The sequence below is a fragment of the Mesorhizobium sp. C399B genome (assembly GCF_030323185.1).
GTDB lineage: Bacteria > Pseudomonadota > Alphaproteobacteria > Rhizobiales > Rhizobiaceae > Mesorhizobium.
Genome location: NZ_CP100472.1, coordinates 3527487 through 3552384 on the forward strand (window position 1 = coordinate 3527487; position 24898 = coordinate 3552384).

The window sequence follows — 24898 nt, forward strand, 5'->3', positions numbered from 1 at the left end:
GGTGGCAAGAGCGGCGGTATCGATTGCTTCGCTGCTATAAGCAACGTCGGCATCCAGGAACCCTGGCGGCTACTGAATGGCCGAGATGAAAGGGCCTCGTCTACGAAGTTCGGCGGATGTCCGCTTCCCCAGCTCCGCCGCCCGGAAGCGGCCGGGCCATAGGAGAAACAGGGATCGCCAGCATAACAGCTTGGGGCCGAAATGGGACTGTCAGCTTCTAAGCATGAATTTTCACAGGCGCACTTTCATGCCGCAATGGAATCGACCTGACAGGGCGCAATCCAAGCCCTAGACAGGGAACAGGAATGCCGAGGCAGGATCGAAGAAAATGCGTTGACCCGGTGCGATGGCGCTGTCCGCTTCCTCTGCATCGGAGGTTGGCCTGACGTCGATATCTTCCCCGGCCGCCGTGCGCGCCACGATGCGCCGGCGGTCGCCGAAGAAGGCGGTATCGACGATCTCGACGGCGAGTGCTGCGCTCGCTGGCCCGGGCGTCAGGCGGAAGGCTTCGGGGCGTACCATCAGGCGCACCTTTTGGCCTTGACCAAAGGATGTTGTCGTCTTTACGCCGGTCACGATCGAGCCGTCGACCAGGCGGACCGTCGCCGCACCACCTGCGGTTAGCAGATGCTCGGCCGGCAAGAAATTCGAGTTGCCGATGAAGCCGGCGACAAACTCGCTCGCCGGCCGGAGGTAAAGATCCTCACCGGTGCCGATCTGTTCGATACGGCCTTCCCTGAACAGAGCGATGCGATCGGAAAGATGCAGCGCCTCCTCCTGGTCATGCGTGACATAGAGGATCGTGACGCCGGTCTCGCGGTGGATGCGGCGGATCTCGGCCTGGATCTCCTGGCGCAACTTCTTGTCGAGTGCCGACAGCGGTTCGTCCATCAAAAGGATCGGTGGGTCGTAGGCCAGCGCGCGTGCAAGCGCCACGCGCTGCTGCTGGCCGCCAGACAGCGCGCCCGGATGGCGGTCGGCGAAGTTTTCGAGGCGCACCAGCGCCAGCATGTCGGCAACCTTGCGCTTGACCTCGCCGTCGGGCCGGCGGCGCACGCGCAGCGGAAAGGCGACGTTCTCGGCGACGCTCAGATGCGGAAACAGGGTGTAACGCTGGAAAACCATGCCGATGTTGCGCTTGTGCGACGGAACCGAAAGCAGCGACATGTCCTCCAGAAGCACATCGCCAGAGCTCGGATCCTGGAAACCGGCAATGGCGTAGAGCGTCGTCGACTTGCCGGAGCCGGACGGGCCGAGGAACGTCAGGAATTCACCTTTGGGCACATCGATGGTTACGTCGTGGACGGCGACGAAGGCACCGAACGTCTTTCTTACTGCGCGTATGGACAGGAAGGGAGGGATCATCTGGACAATTTTCTGCGAAGGAGTGCGGTCACGATCATCAGGCACAAGGTCAAGCCGACAAGCAGGCTGGAGGCGGCGGCGACGACCGGGCTGAGGTCGGCGCGCAGGCTGCCCCAGATTTTCACCGGCAAGGTTTGCAAGGTCGGGCTCGCCATGAAGATCGCCACCACGACCTCGTCCCATGAGGCCAGGAAAGAGAAGATCGCCGCCGAGAAGATGCCGATCCTGATCGACGGCAAGGTGATCCTAAGCCTCGCCTGCAGCGGGCTGGCGCCGCAGACGATGGCCGCGTCCTCGATGGATTTGTCAAAACCCTCGAGCGCGGCCGTGATCGGAATTATCGCGAAAGGCAGCGCCAAGATGGTGTGGGCGATGACGAAGCCGACCGTGGTGCCGGCAAGGCCGATGCGCAGGAAGAAGGCGTAGATGGCGATGGCGAAAACGACCACTGGCAGCACCATCGGCGTCAACAGCAAGCCGCGCAGGACCTGGAGTCCGCGAAACTCACCCCTAACCAGGCTGAAGGAGGCGAACAGGCCGATGATGACGGCGAGGATAGCGGCCATGGCGGCAATTCGGGCACTGGTCAGCGCGGCATCGATCCAGGTCGGGTCGCCCAGCAACTGCTGATACCATTTCAGCGTCCACCCGGGTGGCGGAAAGGCCAGCCAGCGCGACGAGCCGAATGACAGGAGCACGATGAAGACCACCGGCAGCAGCAGGAAAGCCGCGACGGCCGCCGTGAAGCCGCCAAGCACCATGCGCAGCCATCCGAGCCGTTCATAGTCGAGCAGCATGTCAGGTCCCTCCCCCGGCGCGCCTGGCAACAACCAGGCGAAGCTGGATCGCGTATAGCGCCATGGTGACGGCAAGCAGGACAAAGGCGGCCGCACTGCCGAGCCCCCAGTTGAGCAGCGACTGCACCGTCTGGGCGATCATCTCGGCCAGCATCATGTTCGATGTGCCGCCGAGCAGGGCCGGGGTGACGAAGTAGCCAAGCGACATGACGAAGACCATCAGGCCGCCAGCAGCGACGCCGGGCAGCGACAGCGGCAAGAGGATGCGGCGGAAGGCCTCGAACGGGCTTGCGCCGCAAAGGGCTGCCGCGCGCAGCGTCATCGGGTCTATCGCCCTCAGTGTGCCGACCAGCGGCAGGATCATGAAGGGCAGCATGATGTAGACCATGCCGATGGTGACGCCGGTCAGATTGTTGATGAGCGGCAGCGGCTCGTGAATGATGTCCAGGCCCATCAGTGCCCGGTTGATCACACCGGTGCGCTGTAGCAGCACCATCCACGCATAGGTGCGGGTAAGAAGGTTCGTCCACATAGACAGGATGATGATGCCGAAGACGATCGAGCCCAGGGCGGGCGGCATGATCGCCAGCATCCAGGCGACGGGGAACGCCACCAGGATGGTGACGGCGGTGACGACCGATGCAACCAGGAAGGTGTTGAGGAACACCCGCACATAGGTGCCGCTGCCGAACAGCGCCGCGTAGTTCTGCAAGCCCGGTTCGGGATCGGTGACGCTGCGCAGCAGCAGGGCGATCACCGGCACGATGAAGAACAGCCCGACCAGGAGCAGGGCCGGCAAGGCGCTGCCACTGCCGGCCGGGAGGCCGACGATCGAGCCGCGTCTAGGAGAATTTCCTTGCATCGAGCGGTCCTGTCTCGAAACGGGGCGCGCAAGCCGCGCCCCGTGGGTCTGCAACGGCGTTACTTGGTCTGCCAGGCATACCAGCGCGTCGCGATCTCGTCGCGATGCTCGGCCCAGTAGTTCATGTCCAGATTGATCTGGCCCTCGACATGGGCATCTGGCAGGGCCTTGACGGCATCGGCCGGCATCTCCGCCTTGGCCTTGGTGTTGATGGGCGCATAGCCGCTTGCTTCGGCGAATTTCGCTTGGCCGGTCGGGCTGGTGGCGGCGGCAAGGAACTTCATCGCGCTGGCCTTGTTCTTGGTACCCTTCGGCACGACGAGCACGTCGGCGGCGGTGAGGTTCTGGTTCCAGGAGACGCCGACATCGGTGCCGTCCTGCTGAAGGGCGAAGACGCGCCCGTTCCACAATTGCCCGAAGGCGGCCTCGCCGGAGGCGATCAACTGCTGCGACTCGGCGCCGCCGCCCCACCAGACGATGTCGGACTTGATGGTGTCGAGCTTCTTGAAGGCACGGTCGAGGTCGAGCGGATAGAGCTTGTCCGCCGGCACGCCGTCGGCCAGCAGAGCGATCTCGATCACGCCCGGCGCCGACCATTTGTAGAAGGTCCGCTTGCCGGGAAACTTCTTGGTGTCGAACATGTCGGCCCAGCCGGCCGGTTCGCCCGGGACGGCGCCCTTGTTCCAGGCGAGCACGAAGGAATAGTAGAAGCTGCCGACGGCATGCTCATTGCTGAAGCGCGGGTCGAGATCGGTCTTGGGCACGACCGCATAGTCGATCGGCTCGAGCAGTCCGTCCTTGGCGGCCTTGATGGCGAAATCCATCTCCACGTCGACGACATCCCAGGTGACGTTGCCGGCGTCGACCATGGCCTTGAGCTTGCCGTAGTCGGTCGGTCCATCCTGCAAAACCTTGATGCCGGAGCTGGCCTCGAAGGGGGCGGCCCAGGACTTGGTCTGCGCCTCCTGCGTGGTGCCGCCCCAGCTGGTGAACGCCATCTCATCGGCCTTGGCGGCTGTCGCCGCGAGCAGTCCGGCCAGCAGGCCGGTCAAAATCAATTTCATTCTCATTCTCCTCTGTTGGTCTGTTCTTGTTTTTCTCAGTGCACCTGCGTCCTTCGCAACTCAGCGCATGACGAAGGGATCGGGGATCGGCTCGTCCGAGGTGTTGATCCATACGGATTTCGAGCGCGTGTAGTCTCTGATGGCGTCGAGACCGCCTTCGCGGCCGAGGCCCGACAGGCCGTAGCCGCCGAAGGGAACGAGCGGCGATACGGCGCGATAGGTGTTGACCCAGACAACGCCGGCATGGATGTCGCGCGCCATGCGATGCGCCTTGCCGAGATTGCTGGTGAACACGCCGGAAGCCAGGCCGAACGGCGTGTCATTGGCGAGTGCCAGCGCTTGCGCTTCGCTGTCGAAGGCAAGCACGCTGAGCACCGGTCCGAACAATTCCTCCCGCACGCAGGGCAGATCGCTGCCGCCGGCATCGATGATGGTCGGTGCGTAGTAGAAGCCGCTGCCGACTGGCCGTGTTCCACCGGTGACCAGCATGCCGCCCGCGGTGAGGCTTTCCGCGACAACCTTCTCGATCCAGTCGCGCTGCCGCAGCGTGGCGAGCGGACCCATTTCGGTCGCCGGATCCTGCGGATCGCCGATGCGAATCGCCTCGGCCTTGCGCTTCAGGCGAGCGAGGAATTCATCCTTCACCGAAAGTTCAACCAGCAGCCGCGAGCCGGCGACGCAGCTCTGGCCGGTCGCCGCGAAAATGCCGGCGACCACCGCATTGGCGGCACTGTCGAGGTCGGCGTCGGCAAAGACGACGACCGGGCTTTTGCCACCGAGTTCGAGCGTGGTGTAGGCAAGGTTTTCCGCCGTGTTCCTGACGACGGCGCGCGCCGTCGACGGACCGCCGGTGAAGGCGACGCGCGAAACCAGCGGATGGCTGGTCAGGCGCCGGCCGCAATCATGGCCAAAGCCGGTGAGGATGTTGACGACACCGGCTGGAAAGCCGGCCTCATGAACCAATTCGGCAAAGGCAAGCAGCGGCGCCGGCCCATCTTCGGAGGCCTTGAGCACGATGGTGCAGCCGGCGGCGAGCGCCGGGCCGAGCTTGACGGCCGAGAGGAAGAGCTGCGAATTCCACGGCACCACCGCGGCAACGACGCCGATCGGTTCGCGGCGTATGGTGACGTCGAGATCCGCCTTGTCAACAGGCACATGCGCGCCTTCGTGCTTGTCGGCAAGCCCGCCATAATAGCGGTAGTAATCGCCGACATAGGCGATCTGGGCGCGGGTTTCGCGGATGATCTTGCCGGTGTCGCGCGTCTCGAGTTCTGCAAGGCGCCCGGCATTGGCGGCGACGAGGTCGCCGAGCTTGACCAGCAGTTTTCCACGCGCTGTCGCAGTCATCCTTCGCCATAGGTCTGAGCGCAGCGCGCGGTGCGCCGCCTCGACGGCACGGTCGACATCGGCTTCGCTCGCCGCCGGCATCCTGGCCCAGGCCGTTCCGGCCGATGGGTCGACGCTGTCGAACGTGGCGGACGGCTCGTCGAAGCGGCCGTCGATGAAGTTCCTGAAAACAGCGTCGGTCATGGGCTCGCGATCAGAGGAAGGCCGGCATCACCCGGTCGATGAACAATTGCAGCGATTTCATCTTGCGCTGGTGCGAAAGGCCGCTGTCGATCCAGATCGAATACTGGTCGTAGCCGAGCGCCTCATAAGCCTTCAAACGGGCGATGACCTCATCAGCCTCGCCAATCACCAGGTTCTGCCTGATCTTGTCCGGCGCGTATTGCGGCATGGCCGCGATCTCATCCGCCGTCAGCGGCTCCAATATGCCTTGATGCACCGGCTTCTTGTTCTGGAACCAGGCGCCGAACTGGCAGTAGAAAGTCGACAGGTCCTGGGTGAGGCGATCGGCATCGGTCGCGTCTTCGGCGACGAAGGTGTGCATCAAAAGCATGATTTCCGGTCGTTCGATCTCGGGATGCGCGGTGCAGGCGCCGTTGAAGCGCTGCATCAGGCTGGTCACCTCGTGATCGCCGGAAGCCAGCGGCGTCACCTGGACCTTGCAGCCATTGGCGACGGCGAAATCATGCGAATTCGGGTCGCGGGCCGCCACCCAGATGGGCGGGTAGGGTTTCTGCAGCGGCTTGGGCGAGGAGGTGGTGGCCGGGAATTGCCAGAACTCGCCGGAGAGTTCGAAGTCGCCGTCCCAGAGGCCGCGGATCGCCGGTATGATCTCGCGCATGCGCTGGCCGGCCCCCCAGGCGTCGAGGCCTGGAAAGATGCGCTGATATTCATAGCTGTAGGCGCCGCGCGCGATGCCGATGTCGAGCCGGCCGCCGCTGATTACGTCGGCCATCGCGGCTTCGCCGGCAAGCTTGATCGGGTGCCAGAAGGGCGCGATCACGGTTCCGGTACCGAGGCGGATGCGGCTGGTCTTGGCGGCGAGATAGGCGATGTTGATGAAGGGGTTCGGCGAGATGGTGAATTCCATGCCGTGATGCTCGCCGATCCAGGCGGTCTCGAACCCTGCCTGCTCGGCCAGCAGGACCAGTTCTTCTAGCTCGGTCACAAGCTCGGAATGCGGCTTGGCCAGGTCCGATCGTTCCATGTGCACGAAAAGCGAGAATTTCATCGCTGGTCACCTGTATTGACGGCGGAAGCGCCGGCGCTGGCGAGCGGCCGGACCTCGCCTTCGACATTGTTACCGACATAGACACCGAATGCATCCACCGAGCATTCCCTGACATAGCGCGCGAGCATCGAGCGGATCGCCGGATCGGCGATCTTCAATCCTTCGATCGCGTCGATCTCGATCAGCCGGATGCCGCGATCGCTGGAAGCGGGCACGTCGAACGTGCCGCGATAGTAGACATGCGTGCGTGAAACAGGTCCGGCATCGTCCCAGACGGCGAAAAGGAAGCCGAGCTGAGCCTCGATGGCTTTCGCCGCAAGCAGCCCTCGCAGGCTTTTGCCGTCGCTGGCCGAGCCCAATCCTCGGCCACGCGGCAGTTCAAAACCGTCCGCGGTTTCCACGAACAGGATCCGGCCGCCATTTTCGAGGATGGCGCCAACATCGGTGCCGGGTTGGGTTGCGGCGAGCGCGTCCTGGCTGAGGCCGGGTGCGACATAGGCGCCGCGGCAATAGCCGAGCGGCTGCGAGGAATTGTGCTCGAAATCGCGGACGCGCCCAATGAGGATCGAATGATCGCCGGCCTCGACCAGTCGCTCCATGTCACAGTCGAAGGACGCGACGGAGCCGTCCAGCACAGGGCTGCCGGTCCGTCCCGGCCGCCAGGCAACGGCGGCGAACTTGTCGGCCACTTTCGAGGCGAAGATGCCGGACGCTGCCTTTTGACCCTCGTTGAGAACGTTGATGGCGAAGCTCTTCGATGTCGCGAAGACGGGATGGCCAAGCGCCTTGTGTGCGATGCAGACCAGCACCAGCGGCGGATCGAGCGACACCGAGGTGAAGGAGTTGGCGGTGAAGCCGCGCGGCTCGCCTTCGGGGCCGATCGTGGTGACGATGGTGACGCCGGTGAGGAAGGAGCCAAGCGCACGGCGGAATTCGCCGCTGTCGAACCCGGTATTTGCTTCCGCAGGGCCGTCTTGTTCGGTCGCTTCGTCCTCTGTGAGGAAGTCAACGATGCAGCGCGTGGTGAGGTCCGGTGCCGCGACCGCCATCATGTGCTTCTCACCTGGCAGTACCGTGCAGCGGCCATGCGGCGCCAGGCGTGCCATCGCGGCTGACATTGCCGGTGAAGAGTTCCTGTCCTCGGAGCCGGTCATGAACAGGGCCGGCACGGCCAGCGTCGGCAGGCGATCAGCATGATCGCCGTCGGCACGACTGAACAGGAGATAGGTGCGGGCATAGCCTTCCGGGTCGACCGCGCTCAGTGCGGATGCCGTCTTCTGCGCTGCCGCTTCCAACTCGGCCGGCACCGGATCGCCGAACCAGCGGGCGATGGTCCGTGCCGTGCCGGCCGTATCGCTGCGGCCGTTGAGCGCGACCGCGCGCTGGCGAACGGCTTCGGCCAGTTCAGGTGGACGCCGGAACACGGCATTCAGGGAAACGATGCGGCGGACGCGCTCCGGTGCGCGCAGCGCGAGTTCCTGAGCAACGAGTGCACCCATCGAGTGGCCGACGACGGATACCTTGTCGAGGCCGAGATGGTCGAGGAGGCGAATGGCTTGGTCGGCATAATCGGCCAGTTCCGGATCTTGAGGTGGCAGCGGCGACTGACCATGGCCGAGCATGTCGATGGCGATCGCGTCGAAGCGGCCAACCATGCGCTCGAGCTGCGGCTGCCAGATCGCAGCGTTCATGCCGACACCATGGATGAACAGCACTGGGGTACCGACACCGGCCCGGATGAAGCCGGTGCCGTCGGGCGCCGTGCCCTGTCGAGCCCATGCAGAAGCATCAGCCATGCACGTCCCCAAGCTCCTTGAGGTCCTGATAGCGGTCGCCGATGCGGTGATGCGGGCGACCGCCGATCGAAGCGCCAAGCGCGACCACCAGTTCGTCCGGCGCCGGCGCATCGCCGATCTGGAAATGAACGGTCAGGTAATGCGAGCGCCGTCCCTCGTCATTCTTGTCCATTAGCGGGATCATGATCGGCGTGTTTGGCCCGCCGCGCAGGTTGGTGAAGGCAAGGTAGGTCTTGGCGCCGACGGCACGGCGAAAATGATTGCCGAAATGGAGTGTGTGGATCAGCGCCGACGCATGCTCGATCTCGCCCGACGTACCGCAGATGGCGGCCTTGCCATAGCCCTCGATAGCCTCGCCGGAACCGGCGACGGCAACGATCTCGCGGGTCAGGATCTCCCCCAGCACCGGCGCACAGGCTCGGATTTGGGGCGACAGATCGTCGGTGAAGCCGCGACCGGCCCAGGGATTGGTCAGCACCGCGGCGACGCCGATAAGGCGCAGCGGCCGGGGGGCGGCCTTGCCGCCTTCGATCAGCATGTTCTCGGTATAAGTCACGATCTTACGAATGGCGGGCTGCATCGATTCCTCGGTAGGTAATGCCTCGGGACGTCCGTTGTCATCTTATGGTATACCATGATATGGAGCGCCAAGTACCTTGTCAACCGGGCGTCGAATCTGTTTTGGTAGCGGCGCAGGAGGCATACATGCCAGACGACACGCTTCGCATCGACCGCAGCGCCAAGACCTTGAGGACGCTGGCGCTGGAGCGCATGCGCGAAGCGATCATGGATTTCCATTTCCAGCCTGGCGAAAGGCTCGTCGAACGGCCGCTTTGCGACCAGCTCGGCGTCAGCCGTTCCGTCGTGCGTGAGGTTCTACGGCAGCTGGAGGCAGAGGGGCTCGTGCAGATGATCCCTGGGCATGGGCCGGCCGTCGCCAGGCCGGACCTCGGCCGTACCGACGAGATCTACGAGCTTCGGGCTCTGCTTGAAGGCATCGCGGCCCGAGCCTGTGCCCTGTCGGCCACCGGCGAGCAGTTGGCAACGCTCGAAGGGGCGCTGGCGGATTTGTTCGATGCGTGGGCGTCCGCGATGCCGACGGCGGTTATGCGGGCAACGACGAAATTCTACGAGGCGCTGTTCGAGGCCGCGGACAAGCGTGTCGCCTGGGAAATCGTCAGCGGGTTGAATGTCCGCATCAATCAGCTTCGTTCGATGACTATTCATTCGGAGAACCGCCGCGAGCCGGCGATCACCGAGATGAATGAGATCATGGATGCGATAAGGGCGCGCAAGCCCGATGAAGCGGAAGCGGCGGCAAGGCGACATGTCGAATCGGCGTGGCAGATCGCTCGAGATAAACTTCGCATGGTCTAAGTCCGCGTGAGCCTAGCCTATCCAGCCCTGCGAAGCGCCTTGCAGAAAATGTCTGCTTCCCGGCAACGAAAATGCAACTTTACGACTGAGATTGAGCGGCAAAGCGGTCCGGCAGCGTCGGGCCGAATGCGGACTGGCGGCTTTCGGTGAGCAGCAATCAACAACGGACGATTGCACCATAGCTTTTGAGGCCAGCCAAATGGCTTTGTCGTCCTGGGCGGGTTGCATAAGGCTGCACTCCAAACATAGCTTTCAAGGAAGCTGGACGATTCCCTCAAGCGCCGCGTAGACCGAGATTCGCAGCCAACGGTCCATGCTTCGCGCGAGGCCGAGGTCGCCGATGAGGAAAAGGCCGCCCCTCTCTTTCTCACGCTCGATGCTGGAGCGGCCCTCCAGGATCGCTCCCAGCGAAACAACGCCGGTCTCGACGTAAAGATCGACGTCCCGGCCGGGGTCGAGCGAGCATAGCTCGGGCAAGTCTGAGCCTGGCTCGACCACAAACCAGTAATGGGGACACCTTGGTGGGGGATCTTCGCGGAAATGGAAGCGGATGACGGCGCGCCGCCGCGGCAGTTCAGCGAGGTCAATCTTTCGCCGCACGGCCCACATGAGGGTCGAAACATCCACGTCGGCGAGCGCGATCTCCGCCTCGATGTTGCATTGCGCCCATTCCGCCAGCGCGTTCATCGCCGGCTCGAGCCTTATCGACTTTTCGGTACGGAAATAGCTGATGGTGCCCGTCGCCTCGTCCTCGACGCGCTCGACCAGGCCCAACGCTTCCATTTCCTTGAGCCGCCTCGACAAGAGGGCGGACGAGACGTTGCCCACCCCCTTGCGAATGTCATTAAAGCGGGTCGAGCCGTTCCAGAGCTCGGTCAGGATTTGAATTGTCCAGCGGGGCTCCAGGAACTCGCAGGCGTGCGAGATCGGGCAGACCAGTCCGTAAGGCCGTCGCGTCATGGCTGACCGCTCCTTTGCCGCAGGTTAGGCCTTTCGGAGGTCTGAGGCCAGTTCACAATCTGAAGCGGAACGCTTCCGAAGCTGCCCTGGCGCCTTCTCGCCTTCTGCCGTCACGTGATCGCCATTCGCATTCCCGATCAACGGAGGTTCACCATGACTTGGCGTAACATGACGCAAACGACAATAGGCCAGACCGCACGGCGCTTGCCGGGCACTTTTCTTGACCCTCCGCTCGAACGCCTGCTGGCCCTTGTCCGTGAGTGGAGGACCCGCCGCAACATAGAGCGCGGGCTCGGTCACCTGTCCAACTGCCTTCTGCGGGACGTTGGCTTGACCGAAGCGGACGTCGAAGCGGCCTGCGCCGACAGCTTCGATAGGTCCGCCTCTCGCGCGCTCCAGAGTGCAGCGCAGAACCGCACGGGAAATTGGTGAGAAGGGAGAGCCCCGGGAGCGGAAGCCGTTTTGACGGCGGCAATTGATCAGCCGAACTCAGGGCCATCCCAGTAGCGCCTTGGTTTCAGAGATCTAGCGCGCCGAAGCGATTCGAATGCATACTTCCAAGTGGTCGGCCGGCTCTTCGGATTCATCGTGAGGAACGTCTGCTGTTGGAAGAAACCCACCGAAGCTTTGACAACCGAGTTGAGGCGCTGAGCGCACGCTCGTGCGGTATAGTAGGTCCGATAGCGAGCTACGAGCACGGCACGATCCGCAACTATCGAAGCCCGGCAATGCGCAGCCCCTCTACATAGAGAGCCCGGTGCTTGTCGTGAACGATCGGATGAAACTTGTCTACCCATTGAAGCGACAGGGACGGTTGAAGGCGCTTGGCCTGCGAAAGCGCATGAACCGCGATGTCCATTTCACCGGCCATCCCAGCGGCCGCCGCGTACGTCCGCCATGCAGACCCAAAATGGGGCCGGAGTTCAACCGCGCGACATTCGCATTCGACCGCGTCTGCATATCGTCCAGCCATGAAATGACATAAGCCAAGGATGGAGAAATTCGCAGCATATGTGTGATCGCGAGGACTTAGCCTACCCGCGATTTCAAGATGGTCGAGCCCCTCGGCGGGCATGCCCCCATATCCGTAAGTTGAGCCCAGGATCGAATGCGCAAAGGCGAAGCTCGGGTTTAGCTCGATCGCTTCATTTAGTTCTCTCACAGCAGAGTCGAAGCCGCGCGAAATCATGTGCACAAACCCTGCCGCTAAATGCGTCCACGGGTCCTCGGGGTCGCCTTGGATTGCCCGCTGCGCGAGGGCGCGAGAGGTGGGCAGAATGTCTGCTGCGTTGGCCCATCCTGACAAAACGCGGGCCGCGTGAGCCCACGCCAACAGGCTGTTGGCGCGGGGATAGTCAGGATCGAGGTCCGTAGCCTGCTTCAGAAATCCCTGTGCAATCTCGATTTCCGTAGCCGAACTCCAGGTCCAGACATATGGCATCGCCTTCATGACGAATCCCCAAGCGTCAAGATTGGTGGGGGACCTGCTCTGAAAGCGTTGCTGTTCCGCCGTGTAGAGCCGCGGCTCGATCGTAGCGATGACACTTTCGGCAATCTGATCCTGAAGCGCGAAGAATTCCGACAATTCCACATCGTATCGTTCAGCCCACACTTGGACCCCGGTCGATGTGTCACTGACTTGCGCGCTTATCCGGAGGCGATGACCTGAGCGCCTTACACTTCCGTCCAGCACATACCGCACACCAAGCTCTCGACCGACTTGTTTTAAGTCGACCGCTTTTCCCTTGTAGGTGAACAAAGAGTTGCGGGCGGACACGAAGAGCCAACGAAGACGCGACAGCCGAGTAATAATGTCTTCGGCAAGGCCATCGGCGAAGTATTCCTGTTCGGGGTCGCCGCCCATGTTCTGGAATGGCAGGACAGCAATCGAAGGGTTGTCGGGCAGCGCCAGCTGTTCGGAGGACCCGGCAGTCGCAGCCAGATCGGTTTTTGGGACTGTGTCGCGCATACGTAGACGATAGGTGCGCACCGGGCGTGCGATATTTTTGAGCTCTTTCTCGCCCAGATCGACAAATTCTTCCTTCAGTTTGTCGCGCACCTGTTCGTAAGCGGCGGCCGATAAACAGATGCCGTTCGGCTCAGCGATGCTTTCTAGACGGGCGGCAATATTGACACCATCTCCCATCAGATCGCCGTCGCTCTCCTCGACAACATCGCAGAGATGAATGCCGACGCGAAATTCAATGCGTCGCCCGGGCGGTAAGCCAGCGTTGCGCTCAACCATGCCGTTCTGCATTTCGATTGCACAGCGTACGGCGTCAACAACGCTCCGGAACTCTACGAGGGTGCCGTCACCCATAAGCTTCACAACGCGCCCATTGTGGACAGCGATGGTCGGATTGATGAGATCGCTCCGGAGCGCCCGTAGCCGCGCCAGCGTTCGATCTTCGTCTGACCCCGCCAGCCGGCTATATCCGACCACGTCAGCGACCAGGATCGCCGCAAGTTTTCGCGTCTGGCTCACTTCGCCCACTCCTGTCGACTAAGTGGCATAGCACAGATTACAGAATCCCGTTTTCGAAGGCGACGTTCGATAGGTGAATTCCGAGATAGCCTCAAACAAAGCAGCGCGGGATCTGATTGGAAGTGAATTACGGCAACCACGATCTGTTGGCGAGGCGGACCTTAGGTGCCGTTGAAAATTTTCAGTCAACGAAGCGCGTCCTGTCAGACTTGATGATGACCTCGGCGAAATCGGGCGAGACCTTGCCGCACCAGGCCATCAAGAGTTTTCTCACCGCCCTGATACGGTGAGCCGCGCCAGCACCGTTTCAGCCTCGAGGCGAGGCACCACGGCGATACCATCGCGGTCGCCGACCAGTATGTCTCCCCGCGAGATGGTCATTCCTCCCAGTACCACCGGGAACCCGGCCGTGCCTGGACCATTGCGCGCCGGCGAGTTCGCGACGATCCCGGCACAGTAAACCGGCACCCGCCCGCCTCGATCCCGACAACATCGCGCACGAGGCCGGCGCACCCCTTGTTTCACACCATGCCAAGGACGAGATCCTCAGTGACCGCCGCACCAGCAAAGCTGTCGGTGGCCGCAACGATGATATCGGCCAGTATCGCAGTACCTGGCGAGAGTGCCTTAATCCCTGGTGCAACGCCCCTCGCCCGCCCATGGCGTCTATAACTAGGCTCACGGGCAAGCCGGAAAAGGCACTGATGATCTCTGCCGCAGGCCGTTCGAAACGGCTTTTGATGGTGAGCAGCGGTGGGTCTTCAATCATGTGGCGGCCTCACACCCTGAACGAACGAAAGACGAGCTGCAGCGGGATATTTGCGGTTCCTCAAAGGCGCTGCCGCAACTTCCATGCCCTTGAGAGATATCGAAGGCGAGGATCTTCGCTCTGGGGGCGAGGTGAAGTTCAAGCACCTGGCAGCTGAATTCCTCGCCATCGTAAAGAGCTGCGCGTCGTCGATCGCATCGAGGCAGCGACCCAAGGCGCCTCGCCGAGAGTGGAAGACGAGGAATAGTTCGCCCGATTCGCGTGATCGCATTTCGCGATAGCCGCCGGCGAGCCAGTCATTGGCTTCTCGGCGCCGGCCGATCTGTACTCCAGCGACCAGGTTTCAGAAAAGTTTCAGAATTTCGCCGGTACGCACCGCTCCACATGCGCCATGATCCCTACAATCTAGGGAGTGGCCATCATGGAAAACGACGTCGAAAGGCTCCGCATACGGCAAGAGCTTTACGAGTTGTACTTCAGTGGGGTCAACAGCTTGGCCTGCGCGCCAATGCCCGGCACCTTCTTCGAACTTCTAGAGTTGGGCGCCCTGGCTCGCCATGAACCCGTGCCTGAGGGGGCAGAACCTGCGGCTGCGGCAAAGGACTTGACCGTAAGCGCGGATGGCCCCTGTATGTCGACGAGCCCGGCTCGGTTCGGCAGAGCGCTTCTGAATGTCGCATACAGAATCAGGGAGCATAGCAATCGGCGAGTGCGTGTTTGACACTTCGCGCGGCTTGCTGTTGCGCCAGGGTCATCCCGTCAAACTTCGTCCCAAGACATTTGCACTCCTGAGCCATCTCGTTGGAAAAACAGGGCACGTCGTCAGCAAGTCGGAGCTGATGGAGTCCGTCTGGCCTGGGCTGTTTGTAACCGAAGACTCGCTCACCCAAGGCGTGCGCGAGTTGCGCAAGGCGCTGCGCGATGACTCACAAAGTATAATTCGCACCGTCTCAGGCCGCGGCTACCTCCTTTCACCGCGTGGCGCGCCGGCGAGGCCGCCGTCCGACCTGCCTTCTGTAGCGGTGCTGCGCTTCACTAATGAAGGCGATGCGACCGACACGCCTCTGGTCGATGGTTTTGCCGAGGACATTGTCAACGCTCTGGCGCGATTTCGCACTGCTGTTGTCCTGGCACGTAACTCAAGCTTTTCCTTTGCGTCGGAGGACCCCGGCAACTGGACCGAGGTCGGCAGGAGACTCGGGGCAACCTTCCTGGTTCGGGGACGCATGGGCCTTCGCGACGGCACCGTACGAGTGGCGGTCAACCTCATCGAAGCGGCAAACGGCGCGGTCTTGTGGGGCGAGAAGTTCACAGCATCGGGCTCAGCTGTTTTCGACATGCAGGAAGAGATCGCGCTGCGTGTGACGAACCGTCTTGTCGCACGGCTCGACGATGCGGGCTTGACGCGCGCCCGTCCAAAGCCTCCAGCAAGCCTGGCGGCTTACGAGCTTCTTCTCAAGGGGCTGGTGCATTTGCGTGGCTACGGCGCCGACGATAATCAGGCAGCGCGGAACTACTTTGCTGCGGCCGTCACCAAGGATACGCATTATGCGCTCGCGCGCTCATACCTTGCATTTGCCGAGCTGATTATCGGCGATTATGGAATGGCTCCTCCGGAGGTGCTGGCCGACATAGTAGAGCAAGCCCGCTTCGCGGTAGGACTCGCACCAGAGGAGCCTCGCTGCCATCGGATTCTTGCCCAAGCACTGCTGTGCACGCGCACATACGATGCCGCCGAGCGGCACTTTCGAAGATCCTATGACCTCAATCCCTTCGATGCGGACACGATCGCGCAGATCGGCTATCTGCTTGCCATCAGGGGCAAGCCTTTCGAAGCCCTGACCTGGATCGACAAGGCGGTTCAGATCAATCCGATACATCCAGACTGGTATCATTCCGACCGTGCATTCGCCCAATACGCGGCGGGAGACTACAAGGGAGCCGTTGTCAGTTGGTCGATGTTGCCCATGACTTCGGCCGTAAGGCTCACATGGCTGGCGGCGGCACAGGCGAAGTTGGGCAACCAGGACGCGGTATCGCGGCTCGTTTCGGAACTCAAGCGTATCGCGCCATCCTACACTCCACTCGAGTCGATCCGGGCCAGCATGCTTTACGAGCATGAATCTGACGCTGACCATCTTCTCGACGGAGTCGCGAAAGCGCTGATGATGTGGAGCGCCGCCTGAACTGTTTGGTTACCGGCCGGACTGGCGGAGCTTTGGGCAACGTTGAAACATTACGACACCGATGTGTCGGATGGTTTGCATTCAAAGATTTTTGCGACGCTATCTGAGAGCTCTCGTCGGTGATCGCGGGAGGAACTATGGGATCGCCCGAGCATGCTTTCGAAATCATCCGCTACAAGAAATTGGACTGTCCGCGTGCCGGCCTATAGCAACACGCTGACCTTCGCTTTCGAGGCAGAAAGCTACGAACGCTCCTATGCGGATGGCCAGGCTTTCCGCCTTAGCGTCGAGGTGGCTGAGCGCAAGAAGTGTGCGTGAAGGGGGCCTACAATCCTGGTCGTTTCGCCCCAGACGGCTGAACCCGACGATGTCCGCCACCAGGATTGCCGCAATCTTACGGCGCTTCGGTCATTTCTGCTGCCAAAACCGCCACAAGCTTTCGTTCTGGGGGCGCCACGATCCCCTCCGGCCCTACACTTGGGTTTGCTCTAACGTGGCACCCCTGCCTACGCGCAACCAGCCACCAGAGTCCGCTTTCAATCGGCGGCAGAGCTCGGCCCATTGGTCGAATTGAGGCGCAAAGCGGAATATGGGTATCGCGCCGCGGCGGCCGACATTCAACCGCGGCTCAGAACTCGCCGGAGAGCACTGAAACGAATGCGATATTGCGCCGGCGTCAGCCCGACCTTGCGGCGGAAGAGGCGCCCGAAAAAACTCGCATCCTCGTAGCCGACTTCATTGGCCACCCCCTCGACCGCCAGGTCGCCGGTCTCCAGCAGTTCCTTGGCCGCTTCGAGCCGGAGCGCGTGGATGTAGTCGATTGTCTTCATGTCCGTGGCCCTTGCGAAGCGGCGCACGAAGGAGCGCTCGGACAGGCCTGACAGCTTGGTCATGGCGGTGACGGGCGAAGGGGTCCGGTAGTTGCGTTCGGCCCATTTCTGGCAGCGGTTGATCACCGCGTCGTCGGTCTGGCGAAAGCGCATCAGCGCGGCGAAGGGCTGCTGGCCCATGTCGTGCCACTGCAGCATGTAGACCTTGGCGACCTCCATCGCCTCCCTGAGGCTGACGAAACGCGCGATCAGATAGAGGGCGAGATCCTGCCAGCTTGAGCCGCCCCCGGCCATGACGATGCGCTGGGCCTCGCCGCTCAGCACGAGCGACTGGCCCGGCTTCACCTTCACGCCGGGATAATTGTTCGTGAGCGTCTCGACATAGCCCCAGTGAATGGTGGCCTCGCGATTGTCGAGCAGCCCGGCCTCACCGAGCAGCACCGCGCCCGAACATGCGCTGGCCAGCATGGCGCCGTCGTCATACGCTCGCTTCAGCCACGCGGCTTCGGCGTCATACTGCCCGGCAACGCTTTCGCCCGGATTGACGAAGAAATCTGGAATACAGACGATGTCGGGTGGCGGGCAATCGGCAAGGCTGTGATCTGGGCGCACCCAGATGCCGTTTGCCGCGCGAAACGGGCTGCCGTCCCCGGCAACCACATAGGGCCGCATGCGTGGCGTGCCCGCGGCTCCGCTGGTGATGAACAGGAAATCCCTGCCGGGCGAGGAAAACAAGTCGAACATGCCGTAGATCGTGGAGGCGGTAGCCTCCGGAGCGGCAAGGATCGCCACATTCAATGGTCTCGCCTGTTCAACCATGGCAGAAATGACCGCCTTCCAGCATTTTCGACTTTAGCGGCCGTGCCCGCGCCGCGCTAGCGTGCATGAAACGAGGAGACTGCCACATGGCCGCCACCGCTACCCTTGCACAATCGAGCATCGATAGCTTCCGTTCCATCTTGTGCGGCGAGGTGCTGGAGCCGTCGAACCTGTCCTATGACGCGACGCGGGTCGTTTGGAACGGCATGATCGACCGCCGTCCCGCCCTCATCGCGCGCTGCCGGAGTGCTGCCGATGTCGTGGCGTCGGTGAATTTCGGGCGCGAGCATCGGTTAGCGATCGCGATCCGCTCGGGTGGCCACAATGTTGCAGGCTACGCAGTCTGCGAAGGCGGCCTGATGATCGACATGTCGCTGATGAAGGGCGTGCGGGTCGCGTCCGGCCTCGACCGTGCCCTCGTCGAGGGCGGCGCGACCTGGGCCGATGTCGATGCGGCCACCACCCCGCTTGGCCGCGCCACGCCGGGCGGTCTCATCTCCGCGACGGGCGTTGCCGGCCTGACGCTTTCCGGTGGCATCGGCTGGCTGCGCGGCAGCCACGGCCTCAGCGTCGATAATCTGCTGGCCGCCGATCTGGTGACCGCCGATGGCCGGCTCATCCATGCCGACGCGACGCAGAACCCGGATCTCTTCTGGGCGCTACGCGGCGGCGGCGGCAATTTCGGCGTGGTGACGAGCTTCGAGTTCAAGCTGCACCCGATCGAACCGGAGCTGATGTTATGCGGTCCGGCCTATCCCGAGGAGCACGCCAACGAGATCATTCCGCTCTGGCGCGACTTCATGCAGACCGCACCCGACCGCCTGAGCGGCCTGGCCGAGTTCTCCACCCTGCCCGACGACCCCTCGATTCCCGAGCATGCAAGGGGCCGGCGCGTCCTGGCGCTCGCGCATGTTTATGACGGACCGGCCGACGAGGGCGAACGGGTCGTGGCGCCGTTGCGGAGTTTTGGGGAACCGCTCGTCGATTTCAGCGGCCGCATGCCATATCGCACCATCCAGTCGCTCTATGACGGGCTGTTCCCGAAAGGCCGCGACCGCTGCTACTGGAAATCCACTTACCTCTCGCGCCTCGACGACGAGGTCGTCGGGGAGACCACTGCTTGGATGGCGAAGCGCCCCTCCGAAATGACCTTCGCCTCGATCTGGAAGTTCGGCGGTTTCGTCCAGCGCGTTGCAGCCGATGAGACTGCCTTCGGCGACCGCTCCATGCCCTTCATGCTCAGCCTCGACGCCATCTGGCCAGGCGCTGACGAGGACGATGCGAACATCGGCTGGGTTCGCAGCTTCTGGCAGGACATGCAGCGCTACTCGACCGGCCGCCTCTATCTGAACTTCCCCGGCCATGGCGAAGGATCGGATCTCGTCCGCGACGCCTTCGGCGCTGAGGCTTACGCGCGGCTCGCCAAGATCAAGCACAGATACGATCCGGACAATCTGTTCCGCCTCAACCAGAACATCCTGCCAATGCGCTGACGCACAATCAAAATCGGGTGTACGGTGCGACCCTCGTCTCGCCGTGGGAGCTTTGATCGCGCTGAGTCGCGAGCGACGACCAGCGTGGTCGCCGCGATGCCCGCTTTCAATCAGTGGCAAATCTGTCCGCAACGGCTGAGATGAAGCGCAAAGCTGTCGGGCAACCTTGGGGACCGCAAGCCAACTGGCAGCTTTAAGGCTTCAATCCGTCAGAAGTGGACGTTCAGCGTGCGCGAGTTCCGGTGGCCAGGATCACGTCTGCTTTATGACTTCATCTCGACACGGATACCATGCAGGGTCTTGCTCGAAGCGTTGAGCACGCGACCCGCTGGTTGGGGGGCCATATGCACCACGAGACAGCCTTGACCGTCCCATGCCTGAACCGCCTGGATGACATCTCGATTGGGCGGCATCATGGTTCCATCCGGCGCGAAGTCGTGGATAGGGCCTTCCACCTCATCGAACACGAATACTGAAGGCCAGCGGTGGTGATGTGTCGGCTCTTCCTCGTCGGGCTTGAGGATTACCTCAAGCACACGTAGCCGGTCATTCTCAAACAACACCTTATGGTTTCCGGGAGCCGCGATAACGGCGTCAAGCTTTGGATCCCACTGCGTAGGATCGGTCTGGTCGATCACCTTGGTAGTCATGGCGTAATTCTCCTCTCAGATAGACAGGCGGCCCTCACGCCGTCGTCACTGGTTGAATTGTGCCTTGGGCGCAGAACTGCTGCCCGTCCGCCAGTCGCGCATAGTTATGAACGATCTGGTTCTCGTGATCTTGAACCTGCACGACGAAGTTGCCGCCTTGCTCGGTCCAACTCATGATGAAAAGTCCGGGTCGAACGCCGGTCAGATTGCTCTGAACCACCTCGTCGATCTCGGTAGCGCCGATCGTCGCCTGCACCCGCAATTCGGTCGGCGACAGGACCGTCAACCTCGGTACGAACTGTCCGAATGAGCAATCAAAAGTCTTTCCGACGAGCGAGGTCGGAGCACCATTGGTCGTAGCCATCCTAATCCTCCTTGATGATTTTCGAAATCAGCTTGGCCGATGCTCGGCACAGATGCCGAACTGCTACTTTCAATTTTTGGAGCGCTCCAAGTGCAAGTTCCAACATTTTGGACCTAGCGTCAAGAAAAAACTTGGAGCGCTCCAAGAAATTGTCTAACTGAGGGAAATGAACGCTTCTAAAATGCCTACGCTCGCCGATGTCGGCCGGCTCGCTGGAGTCTCCCGCGGCACCGTCTCCAACGTATTCAACCATCCGGATCTGGTGCGATCCGATCTGCGCCAGCGCGTCGAGACCGCGGCGCGTCAGCTTGGTTATGATGGCCCCGACCCGAGGGGACGCGTGCTGCGCGACGGCAAGTTCAACGCCATAGGCCTGATCCCCCCGGGCGCATACGCCATTGCCGATATGATCAGGAGCCCATATCTGCGCGAGCTGGTGCTTGGCGTTTCGCTTGCTTGTGACGAGGCTGGAGCGACATTGAGTTTGGTCAATGGTACGGACGAGACACGCACCTCCACCATTCGAGAGGCCTTGGTTGACGGCTTCATTCTGGGCCACAGCGCGGACATCGAGTTGATCGCGTCTTTACGGCGCCGGCGGCTTCCCTTCGTCATCCTCGAGAGCGATGCCGGTCCGGACGTGAATTCTATCCGGATAGACGGCAGGAGCGGGGCGCTGGCGGCCATCAGGCATCTGGCTGCTCTTGGACATCGGCGTTTTGCAATCCTTTCCATTCGGCGCACATCGGGGTCACCCATCGTCCATTTGCCTGGCAATTCCCCGCGCGCTATCTCTGCCGGTTTTCAACTCGATCAGGAGAGACTTTTCGGCTTCGCACAGGGTTTGGCTGAGCTCGGTCTGTCAATCGACAATGTCCCGATCATAGAGACGACCCCAGGTGAGCCTTCGGCCGGAGCGGTCGTATTCGACCAGGTTCCGCAGGCAACGGCGATCTTGACTATGTCGGACTGGCAGGCAATCACCGTCCTGGACGAAGCGCGTCGGCGCAATATCAAGATACCCGAACACATGTCTGTCGTCGGCTTCGATGGCACTGCGGAGTCTTCGCGCACCACGCCCCCGCTCACGACAGTGGCTCAAGACATTGTCGGGAAGGGGAGACTTGCCGCCACGACGGTGTTTGCAAACGGCGCCCCGAGCCAGGTGATCATACCGGTCGAACTCTTGGTCCGCGGCTCGACCGCCCGACCACGCGGTTAGGCCGGTCACCTCATACTCGTCGTGACGCACAGTGCGCACTGCGAACTCCAGCGTGGTCGCCGTCAAAGTCTGCTTTCAAAAGGTATCAAAGGTGGCTGCAACGGCCGAGATGAGGCGCATTGCTGTCCGGCGGTTTTGAATCTGAAAGTAGCCGGTTCACTCGTCAACTCTGATCTTCGCGCACCGTCGTGAAACCCAATTTGCAGACGACTCCTCAAAATGAGAATGGCCCCTGCTTAGGTTTGCGGGTCAGTACGCGAGTGGCGCGCTAATTCCCTCGCTTTTCAATCTTTAGATTTGGGAGGTCGGGTCGCTTGGACACCACACCCGCCTCCTTCAAGGCTGTGTATCCAACCTTTTTGAGGAGCTTCTCTGTTTTGGCGCGCTCCTTGTCGAGAGCGCTCTCACCTTTGACCTTGGGCATCCGTCTTCCATTTGGTTCGTGCCGGTCAGCAATGCGCCACTAGTGTGCCACTGACAACAGACGTTCAGTGTTCCCAGTCAAGGCCGGTATCGCATGATGGTTGTCGCTAGATCGAAATGAGTGCACAGTAGCCACATGGGTGTATCCGACGAGACATTGGCCAAGATTGCTGATGAGGTGTTCGATACAATGACCGCACCCCGTGAGGTGCCGCCTTTCTCTGAGCGATTTCCTGGATTTGGCCTTGAGGATTCCTATCGGATCGTCAACGATATCCGACGCCGACGGGAGGCTCGGGGTGAGCGCGTTATCGGCCGGAAGATTGGCTTCACCAACGCTGCCGCATGGGCTGGCTACGGCATTTCGGGGCCGATTTGGAATTATCTCTATGACGCATCAACTATCGACTTGAAGTCGGGAAGCACCTTTCCACTCGGTGCTTGGCGAAACGTCCGCATGGAGACTGAGGTCGCACTTGGGCTGTGTGAAGCACCCGATCCGAGTATGGAGGATATCGATCTTCTGCATTGCATCGAATGGGCCGCCCTTGACTTTGAGATCTGCACCTCGATCTTCCCGGATTGGCGATTCAAGGTATCCGATGCGGCAGCGACCGGTGTGCATGTCGCACTGCTGCTAGGCGCGCGATACCCAATCGGCGAAACTCGAAAACATTGGGCCGACGAGCTTGAATCGTTTTCGGTCACACTTTCAGAAGCGGCGGGGGCGCACGCGACGGGAGGCGGTGCTCAGGTCCTCGGCAGCCCGATCAAGGCGCTGGGGTATCTTGTGCGACAACTCGCACTTTACGACGGCGAGCCACTAGACGCGGGTGAAGTCGTCACGACAGGCACGCTAACGCAAGCGCTGCCCGCCGTGTCTAGCGAACTGTGGAGGGCCAGCGTCAAGGGCGCTCACTTTGCAGACATCCAGGTTCGGCTAACTTAGCCAGCGACGCGCAGAGGCCGAGTGGCCGTTAGGCGGAGGACCGCGTGCTGCGACCAAAAACCACAAGATGGAATAGTGAAGTAAACGAAGTCGGAAAGCCTTGTGCCGCAACACGGAAGTTCTGCGAACGTCCTGCCGCCCCACCGAAGCGCTACAGATTAACCCTGCAGGAAATGAACTATGAGAACGCCACTCTGCGATCTGCTCGGCATCGAGGTGCCTATCGTCCTCGCGCCGATCATTGCCCCTTTAGGCGCACCGGCGGGGCCGCCCCTAGCGGCCGCCGTTAGTGAGGCCGGCGGGCTCGGGACGATAGCCCTTTGGCTTGCTGAGCTCGGAGTGCTGCGGACCCGTGTGCGGGAAATGAAGTCGCTCACCACAAAGCCATTTGCCGTCAATCTGCGACTGGATTTGGATCCTGACGTTCGCCTCGATGCCTGCCTCGAGGAAGGTGTCCGGATTATCTCTATGTTCTGGGGGGATCCGTCGGAACTGGCTCCACGGGCCAAGGCGAGCGGTGCGGTAGTGATGCAGACAGTTCGATCGGCCGATGAGGCACGGATGGCCGTCGATTGCGGGGTCGATGTGGTCGTTGCGCAAGGCTGGGAGGCTGGCGGCCACGTCTGGGGAACGGTCGCGACTATGGCCTTGGTTCCGACCGTGGTGGATGCGGTCGCGCCTGTTCCGGTGGTTGCGGCGGGCGGGATCGCTGACGGCCGGGGGATGGCCGCTGCACTCGCCCTTGGCGCCGCTGGTGTTTGGATCGGCACCCGGTTTATCGCCAGCGCCGAGGCCAACTTCCACGCCCGCTACCGCGAACGGCTGCTGGCCGCGTCGGAAACAGACACAATCTATCTCGAGAACCTTTTTGATGGCGGCCCTTGGAAAGATGCGCCCACGCGTGTGCTGCGCAACAAGACAGTGGCAGCATGGGAGGTTGCCGGGCGACCACCAGTTGGACAACGGCCCGGTGAGGGTGCCATTGTCGCGGTTTCAGCTTCAAGGGGCAACATCAAGCGCTACGCACCGGTGGCGCCGGTCATCGACGTGGAGGGTGACATCGACGCTTTGCCAATGTGGGCTGGCCAGGGAGTCGGGCTGGTTAAGAAAATTCAGCCGGCCGCGGAGATAGTTCGCGAAATCGCTGCTGAAGCGCAGTCGGTCCTAGCCCGGTTGGGAACGACAGGCGAGAACTGAGTGGTCGGCTTCGACCATGGCGTGCGATCGCCCGCCTGCCCATTGCCCGACGGAAGGCGTATCCCTCGCGAAGGTCGGCAACAGGGAACGCGGACACAATTCCACCTGAGCCGAATGTCTGCTTTCGGGAGACGACCAAGGACACTTCAATGGCCGACGTGAGGCGCATTGCGGTCCGGCAGCCTTGGGCCGACTGCGGACTTGCGGCTTCGAGGCCTGGAATGTGAGAAGCGGACGTTCAGGCGCTCCCCATGCATCGACGTGAACTGACCGATTGTGTTGAAGAGTCCGACGCACCGCGAAGTCACCACCGATAATAGAATCCCGTTCCACCCTGACGCCTTGCATGGAATCAGGATTCACTTGTGGGGTCTTTTCGGAACGCCACGGTACGCAAATGCCGTAGTTAGCCGCGACGCGGACTTTTTCAACAGTATCGAATCAATGCGGACATTTGCTTCCGGAACGGGGGCCGAGGTCCCTGGTTTGCAACCAGCCCTCCGCTGTCTTCCTAATGGAGGGCGTGCTAATGGTTAACTAGCTTGGGGATCAGGCCGATTTCAAATTTGATCGCTGGCGCGTGGGCGCCGAGCTGGCAAACATCTAGTAGTAATCCTGGAGGCGATCCCCGCCGCCTCGAAAGCGAGCAAGACGACATCACGACGAAGTAATCGAGGGATAGTTAACAGCCATAGGGCCGCGATAACGGCAG

22 protein-coding genes are annotated in these 24898 nt (G+C 61.8%); 8 read left to right on the forward strand and 14 right to left on the reverse strand.

The genetic code is table 11. From position 1 onward, the window contains the following. Window positions 1-288: 288 nt before the first annotated feature. From NLY36_RS17060 to NLY36_RS17095, 8 genes are read right to left on the reverse strand one after another with little or no spacing between them, the layout of a single operon-like run. Complete coding sequence (locus NLY36_RS17060; protein ID WP_023697488.1) at window positions 289-1365, reverse strand: ABC transporter ATP-binding protein; 1077 nt, start codon at window positions 1363-1365, stop codon at window positions 289-291. Then, complete coding sequence (locus tag NLY36_RS17065) at window positions 1362-2162, reverse strand: ABC transporter permease (protein ID WP_023734805.1); 801 nt, start codon at window positions 2160-2162, stop codon at window positions 1362-1364. The genes NLY36_RS17060 and NLY36_RS17065 overlap by 4 nt, the downstream gene beginning before the upstream one ends. Before the next feature lies 1 nt (window position 2163). After that, window positions 2164-3024: an ABC transporter permease gene (locus tag NLY36_RS17070; protein ID WP_023697486.1), complete on the reverse strand. Its 861-nt coding sequence runs from the start codon at window positions 3022-3024 to the stop codon at window positions 2164-2166. A gap of 59 nt (window positions 3025-3083) precedes the next feature. Continuing rightward, window positions 3084-4088 (reverse strand): ABC transporter substrate-binding protein, encoded by a 1005-nt coding sequence (locus NLY36_RS17075; protein ID WP_023697485.1) that lies wholly within the window; start codon window positions 4086-4088, stop codon window positions 3084-3086. 60 nt (window positions 4089-4148) lie between these two features. Next, complete coding sequence (locus tag NLY36_RS17080; RefSeq protein WP_023697484.1) at window positions 4149-5618, reverse strand: aldehyde dehydrogenase; 1470 nt, start codon at window positions 5616-5618, stop codon at window positions 4149-4151. 10 nt (window positions 5619-5628) lie between these two features. After that, complete coding sequence (locus NLY36_RS17085; RefSeq protein ID WP_023697483.1) at window positions 5629-6666, reverse strand: LLM class flavin-dependent oxidoreductase; 1038 nt, start codon at window positions 6664-6666, stop codon at window positions 5629-5631. Continuing rightward, window positions 6663-8462 carry an alpha/beta fold hydrolase gene (locus NLY36_RS17090; RefSeq protein WP_023697482.1) on the reverse strand — a complete coding sequence of 600 codons (1800 nt, stop codon included), beginning with the start codon at window positions 8460-8462 and terminating at the stop codon, window positions 6663-6665. Before NLY36_RS17090 ends, NLY36_RS17085 begins: the two co-directional genes overlap by 4 nt. Further along, a complete protein-coding gene (locus tag NLY36_RS17095; RefSeq protein ID WP_023697481.1) occupies window positions 8455-9042 on the reverse strand; it encodes an amino acid synthesis family protein in 588 nt (195 codons plus the stop codon). Before NLY36_RS17095 ends, NLY36_RS17090 begins: the two co-directional genes overlap by 8 nt. A gap of 125 nt (window positions 9043-9167) precedes the next feature. Here NLY36_RS17095 and NLY36_RS17100 point away from each other — a divergent pair, with 125 nt between their 5' ends. Then, window positions 9168-9839, forward strand: coding sequence for a GntR family transcriptional regulator (locus tag NLY36_RS17100; protein WP_023697480.1), 672 nt, complete (start codon window positions 9168-9170; stop codon window positions 9837-9839). Window positions 9840-10091: 252 nt separating this feature from the next. Here NLY36_RS17100 and NLY36_RS17105 read toward each other — a convergent pair whose 3' ends face one another. Continuing rightward, the gene (locus NLY36_RS17105; protein ID WP_286461255.1) at window positions 10092-10799 is read right to left on the reverse strand and encodes a winged helix-turn-helix transcriptional regulator; all 708 of its coding nucleotides are present in this window, start codon (window positions 10797-10799) and stop codon (window positions 10092-10094) included. 168 nt (window positions 10800-10967) lie between these two features. On the opposite strand from NLY36_RS17105, the gene NLY36_RS31565 reads away from it, so the two are divergent. Beyond that, entirely contained in the window at window positions 10968-11231 is a 264-nt protein-coding gene (locus tag NLY36_RS31565; RefSeq protein WP_023699217.1) for a YjiS-like domain-containing protein, read from the forward strand. 280 nt (window positions 11232-11511) lie between these two features. Here the strand turns inward: NLY36_RS31565 and NLY36_RS17110 are convergent, their stop codons facing one another. Together NLY36_RS17110 and NLY36_RS17115 are read right to left on the reverse strand one after the other, a co-directional pair. Beyond that, window positions 11512-13284, reverse strand: coding sequence for an adenylate/guanylate cyclase domain-containing protein (locus NLY36_RS17110; protein WP_023733665.1), 1773 nt, complete (start codon window positions 13282-13284; stop codon window positions 11512-11514). Window positions 13285-13554: 270 nt separating this feature from the next. Continuing rightward, window positions 13555-13752: an RraA family protein gene (locus tag NLY36_RS17115; RefSeq protein ID WP_196813640.1), complete on the reverse strand. Its 198-nt coding sequence runs from the start codon at window positions 13750-13752 to the stop codon at window positions 13555-13557. 1014 nt (window positions 13753-14766) lie between these two features. Here NLY36_RS17115 and NLY36_RS17120 point away from each other — a divergent pair. Beyond that, window positions 14767-16239, forward strand: coding sequence for a winged helix-turn-helix domain-containing protein (locus NLY36_RS17120; protein WP_023736930.1), 1473 nt, complete (start codon window positions 14767-14769; stop codon window positions 16237-16239). A gap of 195 nt (window positions 16240-16434) precedes the next feature. Further along, window positions 16435-16557 (forward strand): hypothetical protein, encoded by a 123-nt coding sequence (locus NLY36_RS17125; RefSeq protein ID WP_023699222.1) that lies wholly within the window; start codon window positions 16435-16437, stop codon window positions 16555-16557. 299 nt (window positions 16558-16856) lie between these two features. On the opposite strand, the gene NLY36_RS17130 is transcribed toward NLY36_RS17125, so the two are convergent. Beyond that, the gene (locus tag NLY36_RS17130) at window positions 16857-17861 is read right to left on the reverse strand and encodes a GlxA family transcriptional regulator (protein WP_245259990.1); all 1005 of its coding nucleotides are present in this window, start codon (window positions 17859-17861) and stop codon (window positions 16857-16859) included. Between the two features lie 113 nt (window positions 17862-17974). Here NLY36_RS17130 and NLY36_RS17135 point away from each other — a divergent pair, with 113 nt between their 5' ends. Beyond that, complete coding sequence (locus NLY36_RS17135) at window positions 17975-19381, forward strand: FAD-binding oxidoreductase (RefSeq protein ID WP_023699224.1); 1407 nt, start codon at window positions 17975-17977, stop codon at window positions 19379-19381. 263 nt (window positions 19382-19644) lie between these two features. Here NLY36_RS17135 and NLY36_RS17140 read toward each other — a convergent pair whose 3' ends face one another. After that, window positions 19645-20031: a hypothetical protein gene (locus NLY36_RS17140; protein WP_023699225.1), complete on the reverse strand. Its 387-nt coding sequence runs from the start codon at window positions 20029-20031 to the stop codon at window positions 19645-19647. A gap of 34 nt (window positions 20032-20065) precedes the next feature. Further along, window positions 20066-20395, reverse strand: a complete 330-nt coding sequence (locus NLY36_RS17145) for a MoaF-related domain-containing protein (RefSeq protein ID WP_023699226.1) — start codon at window positions 20393-20395, stop codon at window positions 20066-20068. A 181-nt stretch (window positions 20396-20576) separates the two neighbouring features. On the opposite strand from NLY36_RS17145, the gene NLY36_RS17150 reads away from it, so the two are divergent. From NLY36_RS17150 to NLY36_RS17160, 3 genes are all read left to right on the forward strand, one after another. Beyond that, on the forward strand, window positions 20577-21617 hold the full coding sequence (locus NLY36_RS17150; RefSeq protein ID WP_023751121.1) for a LacI family DNA-binding transcriptional regulator: 1041 nt from the start codon (window positions 20577-20579) through the stop codon (window positions 21615-21617). A gap of 559 nt (window positions 21618-22176) precedes the next feature. Beyond that, window positions 22177-22989, forward strand: a complete 813-nt coding sequence (locus NLY36_RS17155; RefSeq protein WP_023736928.1) for a 2-keto-4-pentenoate hydratase — start codon at window positions 22177-22179, stop codon at window positions 22987-22989. 180 nt (window positions 22990-23169) lie between these two features. Then, a complete protein-coding gene (locus tag NLY36_RS17160) occupies window positions 23170-24186 on the forward strand; it encodes an NAD(P)H-dependent flavin oxidoreductase (protein WP_023746415.1) in 1017 nt (338 codons plus the stop codon). Window positions 24187-24898: the final 712 nt, after the last annotated feature.